Source organism: Streptomyces microflavus (genome assembly GCF_014650075.1).
GTDB classification, from domain to species: domain Bacteria; phylum Actinomycetota; class Actinomycetes; order Streptomycetales; family Streptomycetaceae; genus Streptomyces; species Streptomyces microflavus.
In genome coordinates, this window is record NZ_BMUG01000004.1 from 146,357 (window position 1) to 163,257 (window position 16,901).

At 72.5% G+C, this 16,901-nt stretch carries 14 protein-coding genes; 7 read left to right on the forward strand and 7 right to left on the reverse strand.

The features are described from left to right. Positions 1–50: 50 nt before the first annotated feature. A complete protein-coding gene (locus tag IE264_RS13010) occupies positions 51–815 on the reverse strand; it encodes a polysaccharide deacetylase family protein (RefSeq protein WP_015611318.1) in 765 nt (254 codons plus the stop codon). Positions 816–1,013: 198 nt separating this feature from the next. On the opposite strand from IE264_RS13010, the gene IE264_RS13015 reads away from it, so the two are divergent. Then, positions 1,014–1,496 (forward strand): MarR family winged helix-turn-helix transcriptional regulator, encoded by a 483-nt coding sequence (locus tag IE264_RS13015; RefSeq protein ID WP_015611319.1) that lies wholly within the window; start codon positions 1,014–1,016, stop codon positions 1,494–1,496. Between the two features lie 22 nt (positions 1,497–1,518). On the opposite strand, the gene IE264_RS13020 is transcribed toward IE264_RS13015, so the two are convergent. Further along, complete coding sequence (locus IE264_RS13020) at positions 1,519–2,310, reverse strand: protein phosphatase 2C domain-containing protein (protein ID WP_032757933.1); 792 nt, start codon at positions 2,308–2,310, stop codon at positions 1,519–1,521. 363 nt (positions 2,311–2,673) lie between these two features. Between IE264_RS13020 and IE264_RS13025 the strand changes: the two genes are divergently transcribed. Genes IE264_RS13025 through IE264_RS13045 form a run of 5 tightly spaced genes read left to right on the forward strand, consistent with a single transcriptional unit; the run spans position 2,674 to position 8,744 of the window. Then, positions 2,674–5,934: a nitrate- and nitrite sensing domain-containing protein gene (locus tag IE264_RS13025; protein ID WP_032757935.1), complete on the forward strand. Its 3,261-nt coding sequence runs from the start codon at positions 2,674–2,676 to the stop codon at positions 5,932–5,934. Then, positions 5,931–6,410, forward strand: coding sequence for a roadblock/LC7 domain-containing protein (locus tag IE264_RS13030; protein WP_015611322.1), 480 nt, complete (start codon positions 5,931–5,933; stop codon positions 6,408–6,410). Before IE264_RS13025 ends, IE264_RS13030 begins: the two co-directional genes overlap by 4 nt. Next, complete coding sequence (locus IE264_RS13035) at positions 6,407–6,823, forward strand: DUF742 domain-containing protein (protein ID WP_015611323.1); 417 nt, start codon at positions 6,407–6,409, stop codon at positions 6,821–6,823. The genes IE264_RS13030 and IE264_RS13035 overlap by 4 nt, the downstream gene beginning before the upstream one ends. Beyond that, a complete protein-coding gene (locus IE264_RS13040; protein ID WP_032757937.1) occupies positions 6,804–7,475 on the forward strand; it encodes a GTP-binding protein in 672 nt (223 codons plus the stop codon). The genes IE264_RS13035 and IE264_RS13040 overlap by 20 nt, the downstream gene beginning before the upstream one ends. A gap of 33 nt (positions 7,476–7,508) precedes the next feature. After that, a complete protein-coding gene (locus IE264_RS13045; protein WP_032757939.1) occupies positions 7,509–8,744 on the forward strand; it encodes a styrene monooxygenase/indole monooxygenase family protein in 1,236 nt (411 codons plus the stop codon). 52 nt (positions 8,745–8,796) lie between these two features. On the opposite strand, the gene IE264_RS13050 is transcribed toward IE264_RS13045, so the two are convergent. The 5 genes from IE264_RS13050 to IE264_RS13070 form a co-directional block, all read right to left on the reverse strand. After that, the gene (locus tag IE264_RS13050) at positions 8,797–10,062 is read right to left on the reverse strand and encodes a C40 family peptidase (RefSeq protein ID WP_032757941.1); all 1,266 of its coding nucleotides are present in this window, start codon (positions 10,060–10,062) and stop codon (positions 8,797–8,799) included. A 164-nt stretch (positions 10,063–10,226) separates the two neighbouring features. Next, the gene (locus IE264_RS13055) at positions 10,227–13,223 is read right to left on the reverse strand and encodes an outer membrane protein assembly factor BamB family protein (RefSeq protein WP_032757943.1); all 2,997 of its coding nucleotides are present in this window, start codon (positions 13,221–13,223) and stop codon (positions 10,227–10,229) included. Between the two features lie 93 nt (positions 13,224–13,316). After that, on the reverse strand, positions 13,317–13,592 hold the full coding sequence (locus IE264_RS13060) for a DUF8847 domain-containing protein (RefSeq protein WP_032757944.1): 276 nt from the start codon (positions 13,590–13,592) through the stop codon (positions 13,317–13,319). A 4-nt stretch (positions 13,593–13,596) separates the two neighbouring features. Continuing rightward, positions 13,597–14,388 (reverse strand): TetR/AcrR family transcriptional regulator, encoded by a 792-nt coding sequence (locus tag IE264_RS13065; protein ID WP_032757945.1) that lies wholly within the window; start codon positions 14,386–14,388, stop codon positions 13,597–13,599. Positions 14,389–14,423: 35 nt separating this feature from the next. Continuing rightward, positions 14,424–15,359, reverse strand: a complete 936-nt coding sequence (locus tag IE264_RS13070; RefSeq protein WP_015611330.1) for an AurF N-oxygenase family protein — start codon at positions 15,357–15,359, stop codon at positions 14,424–14,426. A 270-nt stretch (positions 15,360–15,629) separates the two neighbouring features. On the opposite strand from IE264_RS13070, the gene IE264_RS13075 reads away from it, so the two are divergent. Next, a complete protein-coding gene (locus tag IE264_RS13075) occupies positions 15,630–16,739 on the forward strand; it encodes a ferritin-like domain-containing protein (protein ID WP_015611331.1) in 1,110 nt (369 codons plus the stop codon). Positions 16,740–16,901 lie beyond the last annotated feature (162 nt).

Sequence of the window (16,901 nt, forward strand, 5' to 3'; positions counted from 1 at the left end):
CCGCTTCCCGAGTCGACGGGGGCGGGCCGTTCCGCATGTCCGCGGACCGGTCAGGGGCGGTAGACCGTCCCCGGCACCGGCTCGGCGGGGGCCATCAGCTCGGGGACGGTCACGAAGGTGTAGCCGTCCTTCTGGAGCGCGTCGATGATCCCGGGCACGGCGGGCACGGTCCCCTTGTAGATGTCGTGCAGCAGGATGACGCCGTCCTTGCCCGCCTGGTCCAGGATCCGCTTGGTGATCAGCGCCGAGTCGTTGGTCGAGTAGTCCTTGGCGGTGGCGCTCCACAGCACCTGGGAGAGCCCCAGCTCCTTGCTGATCTCCGAGACCGTGTCGTCGGTGCGGCCCTGCGGCGGGCGCATCAGCCGGGGCTTCTTCCCGGTGATCTTCTCTATCGCCACCTGGGTCTTCTCCAGCTCGGCGCGTATCTCGTCCGGCTCCCGGTCGGTCAGGATCTCGTGCGTCCAGGTGTGGTTGGCCACCTCGTGGCCCTCGTCCTGGATGCGCCGCACGGTGTCCGGGTGCTTGACGACGTGGTTCTTGCCCAACAGGAAGAAGGTGGCGTGCACCTTCTTCTCCTTCAGGATGTCCAGCAGCTCCGGGGTGTCCTTGCCCGGCCCGGCGTCGAACGTGAGGGCGATGCACTTCGCCTTGCGGCAGTCCGCCGGCCCGAAGGAGCCCTTGGCGTCGGACGCCGCGTCCTGCCGTGCCGAGCCCGGAGCCGTCGTCTCCATCGAGCAGCCGCCGAGCGCCAGTGTGAGCGTCGTCACCAGGGCGGCGGCCAACCCGCCACCGACCAGGCCTGTCTTCTTGGGCACGGCACACCACTCCTCTGCGCGGAAATCTCCGCACAGGTGTGCGGTACGCCCAGGACTATACATAGCGTGTATACAGCGAGTGCATAGTGGGATGCGGGACGCCGCTGATCCACGCCTGCGAAATACTGGCGTGGCTGCGGCGCCGACCGGCCGTGGACGGCACTTTCATCGGCAGGAAACCGTACGAGGGGTACTGACGTGCACGGGAGCGAAAGCGCGGGGGAGCCGGGCGCGACCGCCGGAACCGGCGGGGACCAGGAATTCCTGGCGCTGGAGCGTGAGCTGGCGGTCTTCCTGCGCCGGGCCCGGGCCAGCTCGGGCGAGATGGCCCGCGAGGTCCACCCCGAACTGGAGCCCGCCGCCTACGGCCTGCTCGTCCGCCTGGAGTCGGCGGGCCGGCAGCGGGCCACCGAACTGGCCGCCTACTTCGGCGTCGGCAAGGCCACCATGAGCCGCCAGCTGCGGGCCCTGGAGAACCTCGGGCTCGTCGACCGCGAACCCGACCCGGCGGACGGCCGCGCCTGGCTCGTCCGGCTGACCGACGAGGGCCTCGCCCGCTTCCGCAGCGTCCGGGGCGCCCGGCGCGGGCAGTACGTCCGCAAGCTGGCGGACTGGGACCGGGGCGAGGTGGCGGAGCTGGCCCGGCTGCTCCACCAGCTGAACGCCCGCGCCGAGGAGTGACCTCCGGGCCCGGGCGCCGGCGTCACAGCTCCACGTGGACCGCCGTGGCGTCGTCGTGCGTCTTGCTCCGCCGCAGCCGTACGCGCCCGGCGGCCGCGTCGGCCTCCTCCAGCTCCCGTACCCGGTCGATCAGCCCCCGGGGACCCGCCTTGCGCAGCAGCTCCAGCGCGGCCGCCCAGTCGCCCTCGCGGAACATCTCCGTCCAGCGGCTCGCCCCGTCGGTCAGCGCCGCCAGGGACCGGACCCCGGCGGCCGGGACGCTGCCGGTCACCGCGCGTGAGGACACCGCCGGGTCGGCGGCGGCCGTGAAGAAGCCGCCCTCCTTGTTCCGCAGCCCGGTGTCGACGGCCGCCGCCGAGGTCAACGAGCCAGGTGGCAGCCGGTCGAGCCGGTCGTCGAGGACCGCCCGGACCGTGCCGTCCGCCCCCTCCAGCAGGAGCGCCGAGTCGGAGAGCACCAGGTACTCGATCACGCGTTCGCTCCAACGCGCCACGACCACGGTCGCCTGAGGCGTACGCGCGTGAGAAAGGTCACAGGTGGCCCGGTGGGCGTCGGCGGTGCGCCGGATGGACGCCGACAGGATCTCGGCCAGCTCCATATCTCGCCGTGAACCCGACAGTTCCACCAGCGCGCCGCCCAGCCGGGCGGTGAACCAGGGGACGGAGTGCACACAACCGTCATCCCCCTCCGGCGGTGTGACGCCGTCGAGCACCACCAGCACTCCCCCCTGGCCGGACGCGGGGAGGGCGGCCGACGCCCAGTCCTCGTTGGGGCGTTCGGGGACGCCGGGGACGGTGACGAGTTCGAGGCGCATGGGGTCAGTCTGCACGAGGCCTTCACGGAGTCCGCACGGGAGCGGATTCCGGCCGTACCAGCAGGTCAACGTGGGCCCGATACGCGGAGGGGAGGGCTCCGGAGGAGTGCGGGCGGGCATCCTGCCAAAGGCTGCGCCGAAGTTCCACCCCGCGCCCTATGCATGGTCAGGGGCGGCCCTGGGGAGACTTGTTCGTCAACTCAAGAGTGATGTTCACTCGTTCGAGTGGCGGAGCGGTTGATGCGCGCCCCCCTCTCAAAAGCACTGGAATGGTCAGAAGCCGTACCAGGAGCGGGGGGTCCTTCTATGTGACCGAGCGTCACCTCCGCTTCAAGGGTGGACGAGTCAAGATTGCGAGCACCGGTGCAGAAGAAGCGGCCGCGGAGCCAGGGCAGCACGCGCGACGGTTCCGGGGCGACGCCTCCGGCTCCGGGCGTCGAGAAGCGGACCGTACGGGTACGGAGCCGGCTGGTCGCCGGTGTCGCCGTCGTCGGGGTCATCGTCCTCGCGGCGGGCGCTCCCGCGGCGCTGAGCGCCTCCACCGATCTGGCCGAGTCCCAGCGGCTGGTGACCCTCGCCGAGCTGAACCGGCAGGCCGTCACGCTGGCGCACTCCCTCGCCGACGAACGGGACGCCGTCACCGCGTACATCGCCGGGGGCCGCGCCGATGACGGCAAGGCCGGCGAGGAGAACCGCCGCACCCGCACCACCCGGGTCGACCAGCAGATCGACGAGATCCACGGGCCGGCCCCCGCCGCCCTGCGACGCGACCTCTCCACCGTGCCCTCCCTGCGCCGTGACGCCCTCACCGGCAAGGGCTCGGCGCTGGACGCCCACCACGCGTACTCCGAGGTCATCGCCAAGCTGCACGGCATCTCCGCCGAGCTGGCCGCGAAGACCCCGCCGCGCGTCGCCGACGCCACCCGCGCCCCCCTCGCGCTCGGCGGAGCCGTCGAGCAGGCCTCCGCCACCCGCGGGCTCCTCCTCGCCGCGCTCGCCGTGCCGAGCCCCGAGCCCGCCACCCCGCAGACCGACCCGTTCACCGGCCTTCCGGTGGAGACCGAGGACGACGAGAGCAAACGGGCGGACCGCGACCGGGACGAGCTGAGCGCCGCCGCCCAGCAGTCCCGGGTCCGTGAGCTGGCCTCGCTCGCCGAGTTCGACCAGGCCGCGAACCCGGTCGCCCGCGACAAGCTCTCCGCCACCGTCACGGGCCCCGAGGTCAACAGCGCGGAGAAGTACCTCACCCGCCTCACCGACCGTCCCGAACTCTCCGGCAGCGAGCGCAACACCAGCGCCAAGAAGCTGGAAGCCGCGCTCTCCGCCCGGGTCGACCGGATGCGCAGCGTCGAGTCCGCCCTCGGCACCACCCAGGTCCAGCGCCTGGAGGGGATCCGCGACGACGACGTCACCGCCCTCGAACTGAGCATCGCCCTGCTCGGCGGCTGCTTCCTGCTCGCCGTGGGCGTCTCCACCGCCGTCGCCCGCACCCTGACCCAGCCGCTCGCCGTCCTGCGCATCGGCGCCGCCCGCCTCGCGGACGAGCCTTCGAGCGCCGAACCGGTCCGCTACACCGGCCGCAACGACGAGTTCGCCCAGGTCGTCCGCTCGATGAACACCCTGCACGCCAGGCTGACCGGGCTGCAGCAGGAGTTCACCGGCCGCTTCGAGACCCTCAGCGGCGAGCGCGCCGAACTGATCGCGGGCCGGGAGGCCCTCACCCTCCAGCGCGCCGAACTCCAGGTCCAGGCAGCCGAGCTGGCCGCCCAGCTGGAGCGGCTGAAGAACACGGTCCACCACACCTTCGTCAACCTCTCGCTCCGCAACCTCGGCCTCGTCGAGCGGCAGCTCGGCGTCATCGAGAGCCTGGAGGAGCGCGAGCAGGACCCGGAGCGCCTCGCCACCCTCTTCAAGCTGGACCACATGGCCACGGTCATGCGCCGGCACAGCGAGAACATGCTGGTCCTCGCGGGCGCCGAGCACGGCCACGGCCACGCCGGTCCGATCCCGCTGGTCGACGTGGCCCGCGCGGCCGTCAGCGAGATCGAGCGGTACGAGCGGGTCACTATCCAGTCCCTGCCGCCGCACGCCCAGATCGCCGGGTTCGCGGCCGACGACCTCAGCCACCTCCTCGCCGAACTCCTGGAGAACGCGACCTCCTTCTCCCCGCCGGACTCCCATGTCGAGCTCTCCGGCTGGCTGCTGGAGACCGGCGAGGTGATGCTCTCCGTGCAGGACGAGGGCATCGGCATGTCGACGGTCCGGATGGGCGAGCTCAATGCGAGGCTGGCCGACCCGGCCTCGTTCGAGGCGGGGGAGCAGAGCGCCGACGGGGCCGGACTCGGCCTCCAGGTCACCTCGTTGCTGGCCGCCCGGCACGGTGTGCGGGTCCAGCTGCGCGAGCAGAAGGGGAGTGGAGTGACGGCTGTCGTCGTCCTGCCGCAGGCCCTGCTGCCCAACTCCCTGCCCGCCTCCTCGCCGCCCGCGGTGCAGCTGCCAGGCGAGGCGCCGACGCTCAACCTGCCGGGCTCGGTGGCCGAGGCCAACTCCAACGCCCTGCCGAGCCGTACGCCGGTCCTGCCGATCCCGCCTGCCGCGTCCGGGACCGCCGACGGGCCGGGTTCCGAGCCGACTGCCGAACCGGTAGCCGGGCCGGGTTCCGAACCGGTTGCCGAGCAGGCCGCCGAGTCGGCCGTCGAGCCGCTGCCCGAGCCCTCCGCGGAGCCCGAGCAGGCCGCCGAGCCGACGCCGGAGCCCGCCCCGGAGCCCCGGCCCGAGCCGGCCGCCGGCCCCGCCCCCGCCGTCGACCCGATGATCGCCGCCGCCGAGCGCGCGATCCGCGAGGCAGCGGCGAAGGAGCCCGCGCCCGCCGAGGACTCCGAAGCCACCGCCGTACCGCAGCAGAAGCCCGAAGCGGACGCACAGGCGGCCGCAGAGGCAGAGGCAGCTACAACGGCAGACACGGACGCAGCGGCAGTCACGGACGCCGGTTCGGACGCCGGTTCGGACTCCGAGATCACCATGCAGGTCCGCCTGCCGAAGCCCCCGGCGGATCCGGCCACCCCGGCCACCCCGGCCACCCCGGCGGCCCCCGCCCCCACCGGGGCCGCGCACCCCGACCCGTACGCCATCGGCCCCGACCGCCACGAGCGTCCGGCCGAGAGCGGTCCGGGCGGCCAGGACCCGGACGGGCCCGCCTTCCGGCCCGCCCCCCGTGCCGAGGCCGCCGCAGACACCGTGCCCGGCCCCCGGAAGCCGCAGGCCGAGCGGGTCACCGACAAGGGCCTGCCCAAGCGGACCCCCAAGGTGGTCCAGCCCGAGGGCGCACCCGCCACCGCGCGCACCGGCAGCCTGGACAAGGACGACCTGCGCCGCAGGCTGGGCAGCTTCCACCAGGCGGCCAAGGAGGGCCGGCGCGATGTCGAGGCGGAGATCGCCGGGTCCACCGGCTCCCTCGCCCTCGCCGACCACGAGGGCGTGACCACCGGCACCGCCGGGCACGAGACCACCAGCACCGCACCCGCAACAGGCACCGCACACGACACAGGGACCGGACAGGCCGGCGGCCGCACGGACCGCCGGAACGGAGAGACGGGGGACACAGTCGAGGAGGCACGCAGTTGACTGCGCCCAGCACGTTCGGGCTGAGTACCGAAGCCCGGAACCTTCACTGGTTGCTGAGCAATCTCGTGGAGGAGGTGCCAGGGGTCCACTCGGTCACCGTCGTCTCGTCCGACGGGCTGATGCTGCTCTCCTCCGACCCCGGACATCACGAAGCGAAGGCGGCCGGACCGTCGGACGGACCCAAGGGGTCCAGCGCCGATCTGGCCACCATCGTCTCCGGCATCGGCTCGCTGACCGTCGGAGCCGCCAAGCTGATGGACGGCGGCGGCGTCAAACAGACGATGGTCGCCATGGACGAGGGCAGCGTCTTCGTCATGTCGATCAGCGACGGTTCCCTCCTCGGCGTCCACGCCACCCCGGACTGCGACATGAGCGTCGTCGCTTACCACATGGCCCTCTTCGTCGGCCGGGCCGGACACGTACTCACCCCCGAACTCCGCAGTGAGCTGCGCAAATCGATGGAGAGCGACCAGTGACGACCGCCGCCGCCGAACCCTCCCCCCGCCTCCCCGTCCGCGGGGCCGACAAGCGCCCGGCCCGGGTCCGGCCGTACTCCCTCACCGGAGGCCGCACCCGGTTCGGGCACGTCCTGCTCGTCGAGACGTTCGTCGCCGCCCTCGAAGCCCCCGAGGAGCGCCGCGAACTGACCAACGGCAACCTGGCCTCGCGCGTCATGCCGGAGCTCCAGGCCATCGTCGAAATCTGCCGCCGGATGCGTACGGTCGCGGAGATCTCGGCCCTGTTGAAGATGCCGCTCGGAGTCGTCCGGGTGCTGCTCAGCGACTTGGCCGACCAGGGAAAGATCCGCGTGTACGGAACCGGTCACGGTACCGGCCAGCCCGACCGCGCACTGCTCGAAAGGGTGCTCAATGGACTCCGCCGTCTCTGAGGCGCCGCTCTTCGCCCCGCGTCAGCCGGGGCCCCGGGACCAGGCGTCACGACCCGTGGACCAGACCGAGGAATCCCTCCAGGCCTGGCAGCTCGACCACACCCGTGCCCCCACCGCGACCAAGATCGTGGTGGCGGGCGGATTCGGCGTGGGCAAGACGACGTTCGTCGGCTCGGTCTCCGAGATCACGCCGCTGAAGACCGAAGCGCTGATGACCCAGGCCAGCGAGGAGACCGACGACCTCTCCGCGACGCCCGAGAAGACCACCACCACGGTGGCCATGGACTTCGGCCGGCTCACCCTGGACGACGACCTCGTCCTGTACGTCTTCGGCACGCCCGGCCAGCAGCGCTTCTGGTTCATGTGGGACGACCTGGTGCGCGGCGCGATCGGCGCGGTCGTCCTCGCCGACACCCGGCGGCTCGCGGACTGCTTCCCCGCGCTCGACTACTTCGAGAGCTGCGGACTGCCGTACATCGTGGCGGTCAACCACTTCGAGGGGACGCCCGGTTACGAGGCGCAGGACGTCAGGGAGGCCCTGACCGTACCGCCGCACGTGCCGATAGTGATCATGGACGCGCGTAACAGGATCACGGTCGTCGAGTCGCTGCTGGCCCTGGTGGGCCACGCTCTCGACGTCACGCCTGCCTAGACCTCCTCGAATCAGAGACAACGGAGAGCCGCGATGCGGAAGATACTCATAGTCGGAGCCGGCCAGTCCGGACTCCAGCTGGCCCTGGGGCTGCAGTCCAGAGGGTACGAAGTCACCCTGATGTCCAACCGCACCGCCGACGAGATCCGCACCGGGCGGGTCATGTCGACGCAGTGCATGTTCCACACCGCGCTCCAGCACGAGCGGGACTACCAGCTGAACTTCTGGGAGTCCCAGGCCCCGAAGATCGAGGGCCTCGGTGTCTCCGTCGCCGCCCCCGATTCCTCCCGCGCCATCGACTGGGTCGGCAAGCTCGACGGATACGCCCAGTCCGTCGACCAGCGGGTGAAGATGGCCGGCTGGATGGAGACCTTCGCCCAGCGCGGCGGGCAGCTCGTCATCCACGGGGCGGCCGTCTCCGACCTGGACTACTTCTCCCGCACCTACGACCTGGTGATGGTCTCGGCCGGCAAGGGCGAGCTGGTCTCCATGTTCGGCCGGGACGCGGCCCGTTCGCCGTTCGACGCCCCGCAGCGCGCCCTGGCCGTCGCGTACGTCCACGGGATGGGCCCGCGCCCCGAGCACCCGGAGTTCGACGCGGTCCGCTGCAACCTGGTGCCGGGCGTCGGCGAGCTGTTCGTGATGCCGACCCTGACCACCTCCGGCCGGGCCGACATCCTCTTCTGGGAGGGCATCCCCGGCGGTCCGCTCGACGCCTTCCAGGGCATCAAGGACCCCTCCGAGCACCTGGCGAAGACGCTGGAGCTCATGGAGAGGTTCACGCCGTGGGAGTACGCCCGCGCCACCAAGGTCGAGCTGACCGACGCCAACGGCACCCTCGCCGGCCGCTACGCCCCCACGGTCCGCAAGCCGATCGGCCGGCTCCCCGGCGGCGGCCTGGTCCTCGGTGTCGCGGACGTCGTCGTCGCCAACGACCCGATCACCGGCCAGGGCTCCAACTCGGCCTCCAAGTGCGCCGACGCGTACCTGGACTCGATCATCGAGCATGGTGACAAGGAGTTCGACGCGGAGTGGATGCAGTCCACCTTCGACCGCTACTGGGACACCGCCCAGCACGTCGTGAAGTGGACCAACGCGATGCTCGGCGTCCCGCCGGAGCACGTGCTGAACCTGATCGGCGCCGCCGGCCAGCTCCAGCCGGTGGCCGACCGCTTCGCCAACGGCTTCAACGACCCGGCGGACTTCGACAACTTCTTCTTCGAGCCGGAGAAGACGAACGCGTACCTGGCGTCGGTCTCCGGAGCCTGAACGCCCCACCGTCCCGGTGGCCGGACCCGCACCGCCGGTCCGGCCACCGTGCCTATTGGGGTGCCGCGTCCGTGCCGTACCCGGTGTCCGAGCCGTTCCGGGCGCCCTCGGGCAGCTCCGGGCGGGTGTACGTGGACAGCGGTACGCCGCCGGGGTCGGGGCGGACGGCCCCCAGCAGCGGGTTGGATGCCACCGGGGAGGCCTTCACCTTCGTGCCGGGGCGGGGCGCCTGCACCACCAGGCCGTCGCCGATGTACAACGCCACGTGTGTCGCCTTCGGGAAGTAGATCACCAGGTCGCCGGGGCGGAGTGAGGAGACCGGCACCTTCGGGAGCTGCTTCCACTGCTCCTGGGACGTCCGGGGGATCGTCCGGCCCGCCGCCGCCCAGGCCTGGGAGGTGAGCCCGGAGCAGTCGAAGGAACCGGGGCCCTCGGCGCCCCACTCGTACGGCTTGCCGATCTGCTCGATCGCGTACGCGATGGCGTCACGGCCCTGCCGCGTCGCCGGCCGGGCCGAGCTGAGCGCCCCGGAGGCGACCAGTTCGCGCTGGGCCGCGTCCACGCCCTGTTCTTCGAGCCCGGCCAGCTGGGCCAGCTGCTCGTCCGAGAGCGTGGCCAGCAGCGTCTCCACCTCTTTCAGCTTGCCGCGCACGGTGTCGCGCTGCTTCTTCTGCCGGGCGGCCAGCCTCTTCTGCTGGTCGACCGCCTTGCGGGAGGCGGCGGCCAGGGCGTCGGCCCGGCGGGCGTCGCCGGTCAGCCGCTCCACCGTCGCCGAGCGGTTCGCCGCCACCCGCTCGACGACATGGCTCTGGTCCAGGGCGCGCAGGGGGTCCCGGGCCAGCAGCAGCTGGAGGTAGGCGGAGAACTCGGTGTGCCCCTGGTACTGCTCGCGGGCCAGCCGCCCGGCGTCCCCCCGGCTGAGCTCCAGCGCGGCACGGGCCTTCGCCAGCTCCGCGCTCACCTTCTTCGCCTGCGCGGTCCGCTGCTTCAGCTTCTCGGCGGTGGCGTTGTAGGTCTCGGTCGCCTCCTCGGCCTCCTGATAGCGCGTCTGCAGCTCGCGCAGGAGGGTTACGACGTTGGCGGGGGCGCCGGCTTCGGGGGCTGCCAGGGCCGTCTCCGCGTCGACCTCTGCTGCGTCCTCCGGTGTCTCGTCCTCGTCGGGACGTACAAGTTCCTCGGACGGTACGGGTTCTTCGGACGGCACGGGTTCTTCGGACGGTACGGGGACCGGCTCGGCCGGTGCGGCGGTGGCGGGGGAGAGTGCGAGGGCCGCGGCGAGCGCGGTCGTGCAGACCGCGCGCAGGAGCCTGCCTGACACGACATCACCTCCGTGACGGAGACCGGGCCCGGATGGTTCGGGCTCGTCCACAAGTGAGCGAGCTAATCCGATTAATCCGGTCACTCGGTGTCGGGTGATGCAAGCACCGCACGGCGTGCCGCCCGGGGGATGCCCCGGACGGCGGTACCGAGGACGGCCCCGGCTCAGGCCACCGGGAAGGCGTAGAAGGACCTGTCCCGCTGGACGATGGCGCTCCCGCCGACCGTGAAGGTCCGGTACGAGGCGCTCACCGTGGCCCCCTTCGGGTCGGCCACCCCGATGTCCTGGAACTTCCACAGGCGCTCCCCGTCGGCCGCGGCGAACGCCGTGACCTGGGTGGCGTCGGAGGCGAACAGCGTCTTGCCGCTGCTGCTCAGGGCGAGGGAGGGGGCGTTCCCGATGCCCGGTACCTCCGTCGAGCGGCGCCAGACGAGGCGCCCGGTCTCCCGTTCCACCGCGCCGACCTGCTGGCTGCGTTCGGAGGTGTGGACGAAGGGCCCGGCCACGACCGGGGTGCCGAAGACCGATCCCGCCGTGCCCGCGACCCGCCACAGCGGCTTGGCGGTGTCCGCCTCGAACGACTGGAGATCGGTGCCGACCGCCGCGTACAGGACCCCGCCCTCGTCGCCCGTGACCGCCGCATCAGGGGCAGCCGTGCCGTACTGCTTGGCCCACTGGAGCTTGCCGGTCGTCCGGTCGAAGGAGCGGATGATGCCCTTCCCCTTGGCCGCCTTGACCTCGGCGGGTGTCAGGGTGACGGCGTCCTGCCGTACGAGGAGATCGGCCGAGCGCTCCGCGACGACGCGGGCGACCGGCGTACCGGGGGCGCGGCCCGCCGGTACCGGCGTACGCCACACCTCGGCGCGCCGGACGATGTCGTACGCGAAGAAGTACGCCTGGACGACCTGCCTGTCCGGCGCCTGCTTCTTGCCCTTCTTCGGCTTGGGGGCCTTCACGGTGACCGTGTGCGAGCCGGCGAACCAGATGAGGGGCCCGGACTGGCCCGCCAGCCGTCCCACCTGGAGGTTCGGCAGGCCGGTGAAGCCGTCCGCGTACCGCACGCGGTGCACGACCGTGCCGTCCTTGGGCGCCAGCCAGAGGAACTCCGTGGGGCTCGCCACGAAGCACAGGTCGCCTGCCGCCAGTGCCGCCTGGCCCTTGGCGGCGTCCGCGCGCTGCCAGACGCGCTTGCCGGTACGGAGGTCGACGGCGCTCGCCTGGCTCTCGCTGGTCACCACCAGCAGCCGGTCCCGCCAGAGCGCGGTGGTCAGCGGGGAGGACTCGGAGGCCGGGTGGGAGTAGGTCCAGCGGGGCTCGGGGGGCCGGCCGGGGAGCGTGCGGCGCGGCTTCGGCGCGGGCTTGTCGTCCGTGGCGGCCACGCTCTCCCCGCCACCGATCGCGGCGACCGCCCCGCCGCCGACGACGAGCCCGCCGACCGCCGCGGCCGCGATGGCGATCAGGGCCCGGCGGCTGGTGGCGGAGCCGTCCGGAGGGGTGGGCGCGGGCGGGAGTGGCAGCGCCACCATGGGGCCGCCGCCCTGGGGGCCGTTGGTTCCCGGGGGCCCGCCGATGGGGCCGCTGCCCGGGGCTGCGCCCGGGTTTCCGCTCTGGCCGGCGCCCTGGCCTGCGGAGCCCGGGAGGAGTGCGGCCGGGTAGGGCGCCGGGCTGCCGTAGGTGTGGTGGTGGCCCGGCGCCGGGGCCCCGGAGGCGGCGGGGAACGGGGGAGGCTCGTGGGGGAGGGCGAGCTGGGTGGTCGCGCGGTCGGACTGCGGCGGCTTGGGGCCGGTGTTGAGGAAGCGGGTGGTGCCTCTGTCCTTGCCGATGTCACCGGTGCCGGTGCCGGTGCCGGTGCCGTAGCCGTCGGTCGTGGTGGGGGCGGTGGTGCCGTAGGTCTCGGTCGTGGTGGCGGGGGTGGTGCCGTGGGATTCGGTGGTGGCGGGGGTGCCGTAGGCCTCGGTGGTGACCGGGGGGCCGGTCGTGGCCGCGGGGACTCGTGGGTCGGCCGGTGTCTGTGTGACCGGCGCCTCGGCGGGTGCGCCCGGTGGTGCGACCGCCACGGCGTCCATAGCGTCCACGGGGCGCGCGTCTTCGGGCCCTGCGTCCTCGGCCACCGCGTCCACGGGCCGTGCGTCCTTCGGTTCCTCCGCAGGCCGCGCGTCCTCCGGGGTGGCGGCGTCGGCCTCCTCCGGCACCTCCAGCGCCCGCACCCGCGCCTCCTGGTCCGCGACCGCCGCCGCGAGCCGCTCGGGGAGCCAGCCGCCCCGGGCGAGGCCCGCCGCGCCCTCCAGGGCCAGTTCGGCGGCGACCGTACCGGCGGTGGGCCGCTCGGCCGGGTCCTTCGCCAGGCAGCCGGCGATCAGCTCGCGCAACTCCTCCGGTACGGCGTCCAGTTCGGGGTCGGCCTCGGCGATCCGGCGGGCGGCCTCCTCGGCGGGCCCTTCCGTGAACGGGGTCGTCCCGGTCGCCGCGTACGCCAGCAGCAGCCCGAGCACGAACAGGTCGGACGGGGCGCCGACCTCCTTGCCCTCGACCTGCTCCGGCGTGAGGTAGCCCAGCCGGACCGAGAGCTGCCCGCCCGGCTTCGCCTCCGCCGCGGCGGCCGCGCCCAGCGGGCCGAACGCGGTGAGCCGGGGCCCGTCCTCGGCCAGCAGGACCGTGCCCGGGGCGAGTCCCTGGAGCACGGCGCCGCCCGCGTGCACCCGGGAGAGGATCTCGGCGATGCCCGCGCCCAGTATCCGCAGGGCACGCTCCGGCAGCGGACCGGCGATGCCGATCGCCTCGGCCAGCGGCAGGGCGGGGACGTACTCCGTGGCCGTCCACAGGAGTTCCGGGCCATCGGCCGCACTTCCCGCACCGGCCTTGTCGGCCGCGTCGTCGGAAGCGGAAGCGGAAGCAGAGGCGGAAGCAGAGGCGGCGGCGGAGTCGACGAGTGGGGTCACCCAGCCGCCCGCGAGGCGTTCGGCGGTGCGGGCCTCGGCCTGGAAGCGGCGCCGGAAGGCCGGTACGGCGGCGAGGGCGGGGCGCGCGGCGGTGATCACGGCGACCTCGCCGGTGGCGGTGTCCCGTGCCACGTACTGCACGGCGCTCGCGGCTTCATGGAAGCGGGCCAGCACGGTGAAGCGGCCGAAACGGCGTGGATCTTCCCTACGCAGCGCCTCCATGGCGCACCCCCCTTGTGACCGTCATCCGGCGCCCGAGTGAACTGTCCCTCGGCGCCTGACCGTCGATCTTAGGGCCTGTGCGTGCGCAACGCCCTAGCCGCCGCTCGCGGGCCTCGACCAGGGCCACTTGAGGGTGCGGCGGGCGCGGCCGCCGGGGGCGTACTCGTACACCCAGCCGCGCTGCAGCCCGAGACGCTTGGTGTAGCCGGCCGGGACGCGCTCGTACGCGTACACGGTGGGCGGGGAGCCGTCGGGGGAGGGCACGGGGACCTCGTACCACTTCGGCGGGTGGCCGGTCGGGCCGACCAGGACGGGCAGTACCCGGCCGTCCAGGGGGCCGCCTCTGAAAGGGGTGTTCTCGCTCTTCACCCGGTCAGTCTGCCGCAGTGGCGTGCGGCAGCAGGTGCGCCGCCTCGGCGACGACCGGGATCACCAGTTCCGCCAGCCGTCCGGCCGGTCCGTCCGAGGTCTCCAGGGCCAGCAGGTCGCGGACCACCGACGCGGTCTCCTCGTCGGTCGCCGCCGTCGCCGCGAGGAGGGCGATGAGGTGGTCGACCAGCCAGCCGCGCAGCTCGGCCGCCGGGGGCCGCTTGCCCTCGTCCAGCCAGATCAGGGAGGCCGCCTCGACGGCCGCGATCCAGCTGCGGACCATCATCCGCAGCCTCGGCCCGGCGCTCCGCGGTCCTGTGCTCTGTGGCCCGCTGCCGCCGATCCGGCCGAGGTGGCTGAGGATCGCCTCGGCCGCCGCCCGCCGGACGCCGTCCACGATGGTCGTCGTACGGGAGGTCTCCACGACGCTGCCGCCGCGCAGCAGGGCGCTGAACCCGGTGTCGTGCTCGTCCACGAAGCGCAGGTAGCGGTCCAGGACGCGGGCGACCCGCTCGGTGGGCGGCCCCACCGGCGGCTCGCTGAAGCAGAGCGTCAGCTCGTCGGCGGCGGAGCCGAGCGCGGCCTCGTACAACTGCTGCCGGCCGCCCGGGAAGTAGCGGTAGACCAGCGGCCGGGAGACCCCGGCCGCCACCGCCACCTCGTCCAGCGAGACCTCGTCCGGGGCCCGGTGGGCGAAGAGGCCGAGCGCCGCGACCAGGAGCTGGGCGCGGCGCTCCTCGACACTGAGCCTGCGGTACGCGCGGGGCGGCGGCGGGGCTGCGGCGGTGGACGTCATGCCCCCGAGAGTAGAGGGTGTCCGCCGGTACACCCTCAGGCCAGCAGTCCGGAGCTGCGCCAGAGCCTGCGGCCGACGCCGTTCAGCAGCCCGATGTCGTCGAAGAAGTCCGTGAGCCGCTTGGAGCCGGTCTGCATGACCTCCGCGCGGTGGCCGCTCGCCTTCACCTGGGCGACGGCCTCGCGGCGGTCCAGGCCGACGTTCTCGTACACCCGCGGGTTGACGAAGCAGACGGAGAAGACTCGGGCCGCCTCGCCGCAGCTGACCTTGGTGAGCTCGCGCTCCCAGCGGGGCGCGGTCACCATCTGGCGGCGCAGCTCCTCACGGGCGTACCGGACGTGCCGGGCCTCCTCGATGACATGGATACGGGTCACGCCGCGGACCAGGGTCTGCACCCGCTCGTCCGGGAACGTCAGCCGCTGCATCCAGTCGAGGATCTCCTCGCCGAGCAGGGTCGCGGCGAACGAACCGGGCGTGGTGGAGACGGTCTTCAGGACCCGCGCGAGGTTGTGGTAGACGCGCGGCACCTCGTACGTCGGGGCGCCGCCCCAGTCGATCATGCGGCCGAACATCATCGAGTGCCGGCACTCGTCGGCTATCTCCGTGAGGGCGTAGCGGACGTGGTTGCTGGTGACGGGCTTGTCGTAGACGTGCCGGACCAGCAGCTGCATCAGGATGATCTCGAACCAGATGCCGAGCGAGGCGAGCGCGGCGCCCTCGTGCCGGGAGAGGTCCAGGCGCTGCTCCTCGGACATCCGGTGCCACATCGGGGTGTCGTACAGCGAGAGCAGCTCCGGGGGCCAGAACCACTTGCCCTCCTCGACGGCCGAGTCCCAGTCGAGTTCGGTGTCCGGGTCGAAGGAGTGCTTGGCCGAGGATTCGAGCAGGCGGGCGGCGATCTGCTCACGGTCGCGGAGCGGCCCGAGTGCGTCGCGGAGCGCGGTGACATCGCGGTTCGTCACGGTCGTCATGGCGGGAGCACCTCACACGGGGGTTGCCGGGAACAGGAGTTACCGGCGGTCACCTCTTATGAGACTGCTCGTCAGCAAGGACGTCAATCCCCTGCGCACGACTACCGCGAGGCTGCTGCACGACTTACGCGCGACGGCGCCCGACTTGTTGACCCGCCGTCTACCAACGTGTGAACCTGCGAGGGGAGGCGGCGGGCGACGCACCCAACTGCCGCCAGTGTCACGGAACTTGTCAAGCCGTTCGAGCCAGTCGAGGCGAAGGAGCCGTCCGTGTCCACTCATGACCTCTACACCACCCCGCCGCCCGAACCGACCTGGCAGGTCCCCGCCACCGGGGCCGCCCGGTTCAGCTGGGACTACGACGACGGCCGCGAACGCCTCCTCGCCCTCTACCAGAAGGGCAAGGACAAGCAGTGGGACGGCAACAAGCGCATCGACTGGTCCCTGGAGGTCGACCCCACCGACCCGCTGGGCACCCCCGACGAGGCGCTCACGCTGTACGGCACCCCGCACTGGGCGAAGATGACGGAGAAGGACCGGGGCGAGCTGCGCAAGCACTACACCTCCTGGCAGTTCAGCCAGTTCCTCCACGGCGAGCAGGGCGCCATGGTCTGCGCGGCCAGGATCGTGGAGTCCGTCCCCGACCTGGACGCCAAGTTCTACTCCGCCACCCAGACCATGGACGAGGCCCGGCACGCGGAGATCTACGGCCGCTTCCTCCACGAGAAGATCGGCATGCTCTACCCGGTCAACGACAACCTCCAGGGCCTGCTCGGCGACACCCTGCGCGACTCCCGCTGGGACATGCCGTACCTCGGGATGCAGGTCCTGATCGAAGGCCTGGCGCTCGCCGCCTTCGGGATGATCCGCGACACCACCACCAAGCCGCTCCCCAAGCAGATCCTCGCGTACGTCATGCAGGACGAGGCCCGGCACGTGGCCTTCGGGCGGATGGCGCTGCGCGACTACTACAAGCAGCTGAGCGACGCCGAACTCCGCGAACGCGAGGAGTTCGTCATCGAGGGCTGCTACCTGATGCGCGACCGGCTCAGCGGTGTCGAGGTCCTGGAGAACTTCGGCATCGGCAAGCAGGAGGCGAAGGAGCTCTCCGAGCACTCCGAGTTCCTCCAGCTCTTCCGCAAGCTCCTCTTCAGCCGGATCGTCCCGTGCGTCAAGGACATCGGCCTGTGGGGCCCACGGCTCCAGAAGGCGTACGTCGACATGGGCGTCCTCGAACTCGGCGACTCCAACCTGGACCTGCTCATGTCCCAGGACGAGGAGATAGCCGAGGAACTGGACCGCGAACGCTTCGCCGCCGAGGAGGAGGCCAGGGTCGCGGAGGTCGCCGAGGCGATCGGGGAGGGGAGGGAGGCGGCCTGAACGGGGCCGTCCACCGAGGCCGTCCAGGGGGGCATCCACCGGGGCTGTCCAGGGGGCATCCACCGGGGCTGTCCCCCGGGGGGCGTTCACCGGGGCTGTCCCCGGGGGCGTTCACCGCCGGATATCCGATGTACGCCGACGGGTTCCGGCGGCACCATGCCG

Excerpts from the sequence above, each read along its gene's own strand:
- IE264_RS13065 (WP_032757945.1), bottom strand. The coding sequence starts at position 14,388 with ATGACGTCCACCGCCGCAGCCCCGCCGCCGCCCCGCGCGTACCGCAGG.
- IE264_RS13040 (WP_032757937.1), top strand. The coding sequence starts at position 6,804 with ATGGACTCCGCCGTCTCTGAGGCGCCGCTCTTCGCCCCGCGTCAGCCG.
- IE264_RS13055 (WP_032757943.1), bottom strand. The coding sequence starts at position 13,223 with ATGGAGGCGCTGCGTAGGGAAGATCCACGCCGTTTCGGCCGCTTCACC.
- IE264_RS13020 (WP_032757933.1), bottom strand. The coding sequence starts at position 2,310 with ATGCGCCTCGAACTCGTCACCGTCCCCGGCGTCCCCGAACGCCCCAAC.
- IE264_RS13070 (WP_015611330.1), bottom strand. The coding sequence starts at position 15,359 with ATGACGACCGTGACGAACCGCGATGTCACCGCGCTCCGCGACGCACTC.
- IE264_RS13045 (WP_032757939.1), top strand. The coding sequence starts at position 7,509 with ATGCGGAAGATACTCATAGTCGGAGCCGGCCAGTCCGGACTCCAGCTG.